Annotated in this window: 7 protein-coding genes; 5 read left to right on the forward strand and 2 right to left on the reverse strand. The window is 56.0% G+C overall.

Going from position 1 to position 11,900, the window contains the following annotated elements:
* The first annotated feature begins 53 nt into the window (after positions 1–53).
* The 4 genes from ABD949_RS18670 to eutC all read left to right on the forward strand — a co-directional run bounded on the left by ABD949_RS18670 (position 54) and on the right by eutC (position 7,393).
* Complete coding sequence (locus tag ABD949_RS18670) at positions 54–2,303, forward strand: TonB-dependent receptor (RefSeq protein ID WP_345245756.1); 2,250 nt, start codon at positions 54–56, stop codon at positions 2,301–2,303.
* Between the two features lie 79 nt (positions 2,304–2,382).
* Complete coding sequence (locus ABD949_RS18675) at positions 2,383–5,064, forward strand: PQQ-dependent sugar dehydrogenase (RefSeq protein ID WP_345245758.1); 2,682 nt, start codon at positions 2,383–2,385, stop codon at positions 5,062–5,064.
* Between the two features lie 100 nt (positions 5,065–5,164).
* Positions 5,165–6,547 carry an ethanolamine ammonia-lyase subunit EutB gene (locus tag ABD949_RS18680; RefSeq protein WP_345245761.1) on the forward strand — a complete coding sequence of 461 codons (1,383 nt, stop codon included), beginning with the start codon at positions 5,165–5,167 and terminating at the stop codon, positions 6,545–6,547.
* Between the two features lie 90 nt (positions 6,548–6,637).
* Entirely contained in the window at positions 6,638–7,393 is a 756-nt protein-coding gene (gene eutC / locus ABD949_RS18685; protein ID WP_345245763.1) for an ethanolamine ammonia-lyase subunit EutC, read from the forward strand.
* On the opposite strand, the gene ABD949_RS18690 is transcribed toward eutC, so the two are convergent.
* Both ABD949_RS18690 and ABD949_RS18695 read right to left on the reverse strand, forming a co-directional pair.
* Positions 7,390–8,667 (reverse strand): lytic transglycosylase domain-containing protein, encoded by a 1,278-nt coding sequence (locus ABD949_RS18690; protein ID WP_345245765.1) that lies wholly within the window; start codon positions 8,665–8,667, stop codon positions 7,390–7,392. The genes eutC and ABD949_RS18690 overlap by 4 nt on opposite strands.
* 134 nt (positions 8,668–8,801) lie before the next feature.
* Positions 8,802–9,398, reverse strand: a complete 597-nt coding sequence (locus ABD949_RS18695; RefSeq protein ID WP_345245767.1) for a DUF6134 family protein — start codon at positions 9,396–9,398, stop codon at positions 8,802–8,804.
* 68 nt (positions 9,399–9,466) lie between these two features.
* Here ABD949_RS18695 and ABD949_RS18700 point away from each other — a divergent pair, with 68 nt between their 5' ends.
* Entirely contained in the window at positions 9,467–11,830 is a 2,364-nt protein-coding gene (locus ABD949_RS18700; RefSeq protein ID WP_345245769.1) for a beta-N-acetylhexosaminidase, read from the forward strand.
* Positions 11,831–11,900 lie beyond the last annotated feature (70 nt).

Here is an 11,900-nt window from a genome sequence, read left to right on the forward strand (position 1 = left end):
TTGGCTTTACTACTAAACTTTTATACTTTTCGGCATCCCTAACCTACCACACGATGTCGCTGCGTTCTCTGCTCTCCTACATTCTTCTCGCTGTCTTCCTGCCGGCTATAGCCTGGTCACAAACCCTTACCGGTACCGTGCGCGATCAGCAGACACAGCGTCCACTGGCCGGCGTGACCATTCGTATACCCGAAACCACCTATGGAACCCTTACCAATGAAGAAGGCCGGTTTGAACTCCGAAAAGTGCCCGCCGGTCGCTATTCCCTTCAGATCCGTTCCGTAGGTTACCAGACACTGGAGCCGGTCATTGAACCTGGTCAGGAGTCGTTGGTTATTGACCTGCCACCCGCCATCATCCAGCTTAACCAACTGACGGTAGTTACGACCCAGCGCACCGAAACGCCGGATTTTCTGCGACCGGAAATGACAACGATACTTACCCCACGGGACTTGCAGCAACGGACAGCCCGCACCGTTCCGGAAGCCCTGCTGGGTGCTACGGGTGTCTGGCTGCAAAAGACTAACCATGGCGGAGGTTCACCCTTTGTGCGGGGACTGACCGGCCAACAGACCCTGCTGCTGGTAGACGGCATCCGGCTCAACAACGCTACCTTCCGCTCCGGCCCGAACCAGTACCTGAACACCATTGATCCACAGAGTCTGGAACAGATCGAGGTAGTTCGCAGCACCGGCTCGGTAGCTTACGGCAGCGATGCCATTGGCGGAGTAATCAACGTGCTGACCAAAACACCCCAGTTTTCGGAAGAAGGGACCTTTAGCGGCAATACGTTCTTCAAGGCGATGACGCATGGCATGGAACTGACCAACCGGACCGAACTGGGCTACTCCTCCTCGTCCGTGGCGGTGCAGGGCGGACTGGCTTACCGGATGTTTGGGGATCTGGTCGCCGGAAAAGGTCTGGGCCGCCAGTCACCCACTGGCTATAATCAGGTCTCCGGCGATCTGAAAGCCCGCTTCCGCCTGTCGAACCGCTACACCCTGACGGCCGCCTACCAGAACCTGCGGCAGGATAGCGTGCCGGTTTATCACAAAGTCAGGCTGGAGAACTTCCGGTATAACCAGTTCAATCCGCAGCGCCGGCAGTTGGGCTATCTGCGACTGGAAGGTTTTTACAACTACCGGTGGCTCCAGTCGGTGCAGGTGACGGCCTCGTGGCAGCGCCAGACCGAAGGTCGTCAGAGCCAGAAGAACGACAGCCCGACCGCCGTGCTGGAGCGCGACGAAACCACTACGCAGGGCCTGACGGTGCTGGCCCTGTCAGAACCAACATCGTTCTGGCAGATTCGCTCCGGCATTGAGGTGTACAGCGATTTTGTGCGCAGCAGCCGCATCGACCGGAATACGCAGACGGGTGCCGAAACCGCCAAACGCGGCCTCTACCCCGACCGGGCCACCATGAACAGCCTGGCCGCCTTTACGTTGCATACGCTGACGTTTGACCGGCTGACGCTGACCGGCGGGGGCCGCTACAACACCTACCAGATTACTATTCCGGAACAGACGCTGGGCAAGTCCACCATCAGCCCCTCGGCGCTGGTGGGTAACGTCGGTGCTTCTTACGCAGTGGTGCCCCAGGTGCGGGTAGTGGCGTCGGTGCAGTCGGCCTTCCGGGCACCAAACATCGACGATATGGGCACACTTGGCATTGTCGACTTCCGGTACGAGACACCTAATAGCAACCTTGAACCGGAGCGCTCGCTGAATACCGAAGCGGGCGTAAAAGTACGCACCGGGCGTTTTTCGGCGTCAGTGCTGGGGTATTACACCCGGCTAACCAACTTCATCAGCCGGGTGCGCATGGGGCGCGACTCCATTCAGGGCTATCCGGTCTATCTGAAGCAAAACAGCGCCGAAGCCTTTATCCGGGGACTGGAGACCGAAGCCGAATGGGAGTTTGCCCGCAACTGGCTGGCCTACGGCAGCTTGGTGTATACTTACGGGCAGAATGTGACGGCCAATGAACCGTTCCGGCGCATTCCACCGCTGAACAGCCGCATGGGCGTTACCTACCAGTCACCGGCTTCATTCTGGGTCCGGGCGGAGGTGTTATTGGCCGGGGCGCAAACCCGGCTGGCAAAAGGCGATATGGATGATAACCGGATTGGAAAGAGCGGCACCCCCGGCTGGCAGGTTGTCAACCTCAACGGCGGCTACCAGTGGCGCTCGTTCATGGTCAGCGCCGAGTTGCAAAACCTCTTTAACGAAGCCTACCGCACCCACGGCTCCGGCGTTGCCGGAACGGGACGCAGTGCGTGGCTGGCCGTGCAGTATCGGTTTTGACGCTGGCATATGGTATAAGACCCAGAAAAGCCTCTTTTCTCTACAGTAAACTACACATACCCGCAAACGTCTTAAGAAAATGGTCAACTGGTTTGGCAGATTCGCAGCTGTAGTCATTACCCTCCTGTTCGTAACCGCCTGGATTAATCCGGTTCAGGATACGCCACCCGACGAAAGCCGCTTTACCAGGGTAGTTCTGGATAATGACCTCAATGAGCCGATGGAACTGGACATTGCCGCCGATGGCCGCATCTACTACATCGAGCGAAACGGGGGTATCTTTCGCTTTGACCCAAAAACCAACCAGAAGAAAAAACTAAAAGACCTGAACGTCCGGTTTATGGGAGAAGACGGGTTGTTGGGCCTGGCACTCGACCCAAAATTTAGCCAGAATCGTTGGGTATACCTCTACTACGGCAATCCGCAACAGGTCAACGGTCAGTGGGTAAACCAACTGTCGCGCTTTGACCTGAGCGAGGACAGCCTGCTCACCACCACCGAAAAGGTGATGCTTCAGATACCCCTGCTGCACGAAGGGGTCAGCCACTCAGCCGGCTCGCTGGAGTTTGATAAGCAGGGCAATCTGTACCTCTCTACCGGCGACAATACCAACCCCTTTGAATCCGACGGTTACAGCCCATCCGACGACCGGCCGGGCCGCATCCGCTTCGACGCCCAGAAATCATCAGCCAACACCAATGATCTGCGGGGTAAGATCATCCGTATCCATCCGGAACCGGACGGCAGTTATACCATCCCGGCGGGCAACTTGTTCGCGAAAGGGTTACCTAATGCCCGGCCGGAGATATACACTATGGGCCACCGCAACCCGTTCCGTATTTCTATTGACTCTAAAACAGGTTATCTCTACTGGGGCGAAGTAGGACCCGATGCCGGTACCGACAGCCTGATGCGCGGTCCGCGCGGACACGATGAGGTAGGGCAAGCCCGGCAGGCGGGTAATTTTGGCTGGCCGTATTTTGTAGGCGACAACAAACCCTACTATGCCTACGATTTTGACGCGAAGAAATCGGGCGAGCCGTTCAACGCGAAGGCTCCCATGAACCGCTCCCGCAACAACACGGGTTTGACCATTTTGCCACCGGCCCAACCCGCCTTTATCTGGTACCCGTACGCCGAATCGCCGGAGTTTCCGATGCTGGGTACGGGCGGCCGCAACGCCATGGCCGGCCCGGTCTACCACTCGGAGGACTATGCGGCTTCGGAGTGGAAATTTCCGTCGTACTTCGACAACAAGCTGTTTATCTACGACTGGATGCGGAACTGGATCTTTACGGTGACCATGAACCAGAACGGCGATTTGCAGCGGCTGGAGCCCTTTATGCCCTCGACGGAGTTCAACAAACCCGTCGACATGGTATTCGGGCCGGATGGTGCCCTGTATATGCTGGAGTACGGCACCTACTGGAGGGCCAAGAACCTGAACGCCAAACTGGTGCGCATCGAATACCACCGGGGCAACCGCAAACCCGTCGCCCGGCTGTCGGCCGACAAAACGGTAGGCGGCCATCCGCTGACCGTGAAATTCTCGGCAGCCGCTTCGTTCGACTACGACAAAGCCGATAAACTGCGCTACGAGTGGTACTTCACTAACAGCCCCAAACCGCAGGCCACCGGCCCCGAGGCCCTGTTTACCTTTGCCAAACCCGGCAAGTACACCCCACGGGTGAAAGTGATCGACTCGGAAGGGAACAGCTCCGAAGCCCGCCTGCCGGTTCAGGTAGGAAACGAGCCGCCGAAGGTAGCGATTCAGCTCAACGGCAACCGGTCGTTTTACTGGGGTACTCAGCCTATCCCCTATACCGTTTCGGTGCAGGACCGCGAAGACGGTACGCTGGCCAAAGGCATTTCACCCGCCAGCGTGCGCGTTACCTTCGACTACCTCGACCAGGGCTACGACCAGATCCAACTGGCCGCTAATACCGACGAGGAGCCCGCGCTGATCGGCAAGGTCCTGATCGAGCGCAGCGACTGTATAGCCTGTCACGCCAAAGAAAAACAATCGGTCGGGCCAAGCTATGTAGCCATTGCCCGTCGGTACGGGAAGGATGAAGCGGCCGTGGGCAAACTGGCCTCTAAGATTATTACCGGTGGGGGTGGCAACTGGGACAGCGGGCATGTAATGTCGGCGCACCCGCAATTGTCTCAGACCGATGCCGGTGAAATGGTGAAATATATTCTGTCGCTGGGCAAAGCGCAGGTGACCATACCGGTGCAGGGTACGGTGCAGACCAACCGGCAACCGGCGTTGGCAACTGAGCCGGGTACGTACCTGCTAACCGCTCGCTACACCGACAAAGGCACCAACGGTATAGCACCCCTCACATCGAGGGCAACGGTGGTGCTGCGCTCTCCCCGGTTGCTGGCGGCCTCGGCCGATAACTTCAAAGCCGTAGCCAAACAGAACCCCGGCCGGCCGGGCCAGCCGGTGGTGATGGCGTATAACGAAAGCGGAGCGTACATCCAGTTCAACAACATCGATCTAACCGGCGTCCGTAAACTCGATCTGGAGACCTATACCGACAAGCTGACCGGCCAGTTTGAGATTCATTTAAATGCACCGGACGGCCCCGCGATTGGCACGGCTGCCGTTAAACCGCAAAAAGAATACGTCACGTATACCGCCGACCTAAAGCCGACCACCGGCGAGCATACGCTGTTTGTGGTGTACCGGGAGACCAAAGGCGGCATCAACATCTGGAACCGGGTGAATTTGCGGTGGGTGGAGTTTAAGCAGTAGGCAGTGAGCAGTACTCAGTGGGCAGTTTGCAGTAAGCAAGTATATGTCATCCGATTGGTATTAACGAGGGATAGCGTTATTTTGGGGCAAAGATCAGGCTATGGCTTACCAGCACACCATCCGGCAGAAAACCTACCGCTTCGATGACCTGAAGACGTTACTGGCCAAAGCCACGCCCTTCCGCTCGGGCGATGCGCTGGCCGGGGTAGCCGCCGAAACGGCCGAAGAACGAGTGGCGGCTCAGATGGCGCTGGCTGACCTGCCGCTGCGTACCTTCCTGAACGAAGCTGTTATCCCGTACGAAAACGACGAAGTAACCCGGCTCATTCTGGATACCCATGACCAGACGGCCTTTGCCCCCATCAGCCACCTGACCGTCGGTAACTTTCGCAACTACCTGCTCAGCGAGCATACAACGACGCAGACGCTGCAAACGTTACAAGCCGGTCTGACGCCCGAAATGGTCGCGGCCGTAACCAAGCTGATGCGGGTGCAGGACCTGATTACCGTAGCGGCCAAATGCGAGGTAGTTACCCGTTTCCGCAACACCATTGGTTTGCGGGGGCGGCTCGCGACCCGCCTGCAACCCAACCACCCCACCGACGACTACCGGGGTATTGCCGCCAGCCTTATAGACGGGCTGCTCTATGGTAACGGTGATGCGGTCATCGGCATCAACCCGGCTACCGACCATGTGCAGACCGTGGTGCGGCTGCTCGATATGATCGACCAGATCCGGGAGCGGTTCACCATCCCTACCCAATCCTGCGTCTTGAGCCATATCACCACCACCATTCAAGCCATTGAGCAGGGCGCTCCGGTTGATCTGGTATTCCAGTCCATCGGCGGTACTGAAGCGGTAAACACGTCATTTGGGGTTAATCTTGCTCTTCTACGGGAGGGATTTGAAGCTGCTAAATCACTCCAGCGGGGTACGGTTGGGCAGAATGCCATGTACTTTGAAACGGGCCAGGGCAGCGCCTTATCGGCTAACGCGCATCATGGTGTAGACCAACAAACCTGCGAGGCCAGGGCCTATGCCGTAGCGCGGGTGTTTGAACCGCTGCTCGTCAATTCTGTAGTGGGTTTTATCGGTCCCGAATACCTGTACGACGGCAAGCAGATTATCCGGGCGGGACTGGAGGACCACTGCTGCGGCAAACTGCTGGGCCTGCCCATGGGCGTCGATATCTGCTACACCAACCACGCCGAAGCCGACCAGGACGATATGGATTCGCTGCTGACGCTACTCGGTACGGCGGGCGTTACCTACATCATGGGCGTACCCGGTGCCGACGACATCATGCTGCACTACCAGAGCACCTCGTTTCACGATGCCCTCTATCTGCGCCGGCAGTTAGGCGTACGGCCCGCCCCCGAGTTTGAGCAGTGGTTATTTCAGATGGAGCTTATGGATGAGCAACTGCAATTGAAACCCGTAAAAGCCGGCCACCGGCTGTTGGAATCGGCGTTTAACTTATAATTTTTTATCATCCCGACGCAGGAGGGATATTAGTGGTAAATATTTGAGATCCCTCCTGCGTCGGGATGACAGAAAAAGCGAGCTACCTGTATGAACGACCTGCCGGTCTCCTCCGATGCCTGGAACTTTCTTCAGTCCTATACCCCTGCTCGTATCGCGCAGGGGCTGACAGGTCATAGTTTGCCGACGCAGGCACTGCTGGACTTTCAACTCGATCACGCCCGAGCCCGTGATGCCGTTTATTCCGAATTAGATACGGCAGCGATAGTCGAACAACTGGAAAAGCTTCACCCACAGGTGCTCTCACTGCACAGCCAGGCGACCGACCGGCGGCAGTACCTGCAACGACCCGACTTCGGCCGGCGGCTTGATAGCCGGAGCCGGGAGACACTAACGGCCCTTGCCCCTGCCCCATCCGATCTTTGCGTGGTGATTGCCGATGGCTTATCGGCTACGGCCATTAACCGCCATGCCATACCGGTAGTGTCAAAATTGATTGTAGAATGTAAGCGAATGAACTGGAGCATGGCCCCCCTTTGCGTAGCTGAACAGGGGCGCGTGGCAATTGCCGATGAGATTGCGCATGGGCTCAACGCCGAAATGGTCGTGATCCTGATAGGCGAACGGCCCGGCCTGACCTCTCCTGATAGCCTGGGTGCATACCTGACTTACCAACCTAAACCCGGTCTAACCGACGAATCCCGCAACTGTATTTCCAACATCCGGCCGGAGGGTTTATCGAACGAAGCCGCCGTTCAGAAGCTGCTCTACCTGCTGGGGGAAATGAAAACCCGACGGTTGTCGGGCGTTCATTTAAAAGATGAAATGTTGGGGCTGCTGCCTTAGATTTGCTCCCACGACAACCGCCAGCCCGAAGCCAGCGTCTCCCGCGTGGGGAACCGGACGCCCGGCTGCTGCACCTGTTCGACCGCCGACAGTTTCAGATTGATGGTCTCCTGGTTCTGGGCTTTCACCAGTTTCTGGGTGCGGAGAAACGCCCGGCCCGATGCGGCATCCAGATACTGCACCTGAGCGTACAGCAGATCGCCGACTCCCACCTGTACCCCGTTGATCGATTGCGGACGAACAACTTCAAAGATAAACAGCTGCCCTTCTGTGAGGGCATTGCCGCTCAGACTGCGCGTTTCCAGGCGCGGTACCGTCGATATAGTACCGGCGGCCGGTGCCTGCTCAACCGGCACATTCACCACCGGCACCGACGCCGGAATAGGCTTTTTCTCATCCAGCAAAAAGAAAGGCTCATCGCTGATAGAAGCCAGCAGGGTAACCGCTTCGGCATCTACCTCCGACAACGCGCCGGTATCCATTGCCTCATCGTCCAGGGCATCAGCTTCTTCAGCGGCTTTTTCAATGGTGGAAAGAATCGCCAGACGCTCGTCTTCGGTAATGGGATCAGTGTCTTTACTTAAAGCAGCCAACGCACGGGGCTTCAGGTATTTTTTATAGACCTGAGGACGGGAGAACAATTCTTTGACGGCCACGGCCTGGTAGAGATAAGCCTGCGTTTGTGCTTTATACGGCAACTCAATAGGATGTTGGTCGGGGTGTTCGCGACGCAGCTGGCGTACAAAATTAGGGCCGCTGTTGTAGGCGGCAGCTACCAGCGTCCAGTTACCAAGTATCCGGTGCAGTGACCGGATGTACCGGCAGGCCGCTTCAGTGGCCTTCAGCAGATTCATCCGGTCGTCGTGTTTGCGGTTCACCCGCAGCCCCAGCGTTCGGGCGGTCTGCGGCATCAGTTGCCAGAAACCGGCCGCACCCTGCGACGATACCGCATTACCGATCAATTCGCTCTCAATCAGCGGAATGTATTTAAAATCAGAAGGGATGTTGTATTTCTCAATAATTGGCTCAATGATGGGGAACACCACGGCGGCCCGGCGTTTCATGGCGCGGAGGTCATCGGAGTAGGCCGCCTGCCGGGTTAAACTTTTGAGCCAGCGCTGGGCAATGGCCGGCTGATGGGCGGGTAAAATTTCCCCGCAGAAATGAATACTTGACGCAGCGACATTCAGTGTCTGGGCATGCCCGATGGATGTGGCTACGCCAGTCCCCCACAAAATCATTGTGGTGGCCGCTATCAATAGCAGCTTTCTCATAAGTTACAAGCTACGGATGGTTACGCATTCACGAACCCGCTCAGACGAGGGATTCGGCAAGCTTCGGATGCTTATGCCGGAGCAACAGTATTGCTGCAGCAAAGGATTATAGCCACGTAGTCACTACGCCGGCATCAATCCAGCAACCGTATTACATAATTCTTCAACGAATTTTTCTTGATGATCCGGGTCAGGATCCCCTGCTGATAGATGTACTCGTCCTCCCGGTCGTCGAAGACGGTCCGGTATCTCCCCTGCGAAGTTTTCGTAACGTTAAAGTAATCCCCGAAATACTCGGTAAATACTTTGCTGCGGTGAACAGGTTCGCTAAAGTACAAGGTCGTAACGGAAAAGTCAATTTTTTCTTTTTGGGTCGTCCGGCGGTTGTACTTGTACTGGTCGGCCACAATGTCGTAATGATCCCCTTTCCATTCGGTTTTTGAAAAGAAGTCCCCCCGGTTGGTCCGGGCCTCTACCGTCGATAGCATCAACTGCCCATTCTGGAACCGGCAATCAGTTTTATAGAAGATCTTCAGGTTGTAAACCAGCAGGTTAACCTTTACGTCACTCAGGGTTGTATACAGGACCTGATCGCCCTGCTGCTGCCGGGTGGCGGTCATGGTCCCTACCTTTACACCGGCTATTTCAATAGCATAATGGTGGGTTTGTGTCTGGGCGAAGACAAGCCCGGACAAAAAGATAAAAAATATGAAAAATGTGGCGCGTATCATGTACGTTTTCTAATAGTCTATAAAAATCCTGTACTTTTGACAAGACAATTTAGCCTACCTTATCCCCTATGAAGCGAATCATTTCTTGTCTTTTACTCTGCGTTAGTTTACTGAACTGCGGGTACAGTCAAACGGAAAATAAGGCATCCAATGCCTCTCCGGAAGACCGTTACCCCATTATTCCCCGCCCGGCCAAACTGGAACCCCGCCAAAGCAGCTTTGAGGTGAGTCGCACCACCACGGTAATGGCTCCGTTTGCCAATGCCGAACTGAAAGCTATCGCGGAGAACTTCGTCAGCCAGCTTAATACCGCCGGCGGGCTGGGCGTAACCCTGCGCAATACCAATAAAATGGCCTTACCCGGCAACCTGATCTCGTTTGTCCCGTCGACCAACTCCCAGCTTGGCGAAGAAGGCTACCGGCTCGACATTCAACCGAACCTGGTGCAGGTCGAAGCCTACAAACCTAAGGGATTCTTTTACGCCGTCCAATCCCTGTACCAACTACTGCCTCCCGAGGTGTTCAGTCCGCAGCGCGTGACCCAGACCGTTACCTGGTCCATGCCTGCCTGCCGCATCGAAGACCAGCCCCGCTACGTGTACCGGGGTTTGCACCTGGACGTGGGCCGGCATATGTTCCCTGTTGCCTTCATCAAAAAATACATCGACCTGATTGCGCTGCACAAGATGAACCAGTTTCACTGGCACCTGACCGAAGACCAGGGCTGGCGCATTGAGATCAAGAAATACCCGAAGCTGACCCAAATCGGCTCCATGCGAAACGAAACCCTGACTGGTCAGTATTACGACTACGATCCGCAGGTGTACGATAAAAAGCCCTATGGCGGGTTCTACACCCAGGACGAAGTACGCGAGGTAGTGCGGTATGCGCAGTCGAAATATGTAAACGTAATTCCGGAGATTGAATTGCCCGGCCACTCCCTGGCGGCCCTGAAAGCGTATCCAGAATACGGTTGCTCCGGCGGCCCATATGAAACGGCTACCAAGTGGGGAATTTTCGAGGATATTTATTGCCCGTATGAAAAGACCTTCACCTTTCTGGAAGATATTCTGACGGAGGTAATGGCCTTGTTTCCCAGCCAGTACATTCACATTGGTGGTGACGAAGCCCCCAAAGGTTCCTGGCGAAAAAGTCCGTTTGCCCAGAACCTGATCCAGCAGTTGAAGATTAAGGATGAGCACGAACTGCAGAGTTATTTCATCACCCGGTTCGACAAATTTATTACGTCGAAGGGCCGGAAAATGATTGGTTGGGATGAGATTCTGGAAGGCGGTTTGTCGCCAAACGCTACCGTAATGTCATGGCGGGGTATTAAAGGTGGTATTGAAGCAGCCAGACAGAATCATGATGTGGTGATGACACCCGGTAATTTTGTGTACCTCGACCACTACCAGGCCGATCCGGCGCAGGAGCCCATCGCCATCGGCGGATATACGCCCCTGGACGAAACTTACTCGTATGAGCCGACACCCACAGAACTCAACGCGCAACAGGCGAAGTATATCCTTGGTGCTCAGGCCAACGTATGGACGGAATACATGCGGACATCCGAGTATGTCGAGTACATGGTGTGGCCCCGCGCAGCCGCACTGGCAGAGGTAGTCTGGACACCCAAAGACCAGAAGAACTGGACTGACTTCAGCCGACGTATTCAGACGCATTTTGCCCGGCTCAAATACCTCGGCGTCAACTACGCCCCGGCCCTGTACGAAGTAACGGCGACTACCAAGCCGCTACCCAATGGCCAACTGGAAATGGCGCTGAATACCAAAGTACCCGTATCCGAGATCCGCTACACCACCGATGGCTCCGAACCTGGTCCATCCTCGAAGAAGTACGAGGGAGTCTTTATGCTGGACAAAACCACAGTACTACGCGCCATTGCGATTCCCGAAAAGCAGTACCCGCAGCAGGGCCACCCGTACCGCAAAGAATTTCTGGTATCGAAAGTAACGGGCAAGTCATACAAACTGGCGAATCAGCCGACGAGGTATACGGGTGGTGGCAACAACGCCCTGACGGATGGCAAAGTTGGTTACGCCCGCGACTTTAACACGATGGTCGGTTTTAAGGCGCAGGACTTCAACGCGGTATTTGACTTAAATCAACCCACGCCGATCAGCCGGGTAACCGTTGGCATCGGTAAAAGTACCTTCGACAATATGCTGCTGCCTAAGGCAGTGGAAGTAGCCGTTTCCGATGATGGGCAGAATTTCCGAATCGTACAGACGCTGCCCGTCGACTACAAACAGCGTGGACAAAAGTCTGTTGTCCGGCTGGAAACCCGCTTTACGCCGGTCAGTGCCCGGTACGTTCGCATTACAGCCCAAAATCCCGGCAAAACGCCAGCTGATTTTGCCAAGCCGAACCAGGACGCCTGGCTGCTGGTCGATGAAGTGACGATTGAGTAGAGCGGACCGGGTCGCCGGCGCGATTGTATTCCGCTTAGCGCGACTCCGTGAAGCGGAATACAATCGCGCC

Origin of the sequence: Nibrella saemangeumensis, assembly GCF_039541915.1 — a bacterium.
Classification (GTDB): Bacteria; Bacteroidota; Bacteroidia; order Cytophagales; family Spirosomataceae; genus Nibrella; species Nibrella saemangeumensis.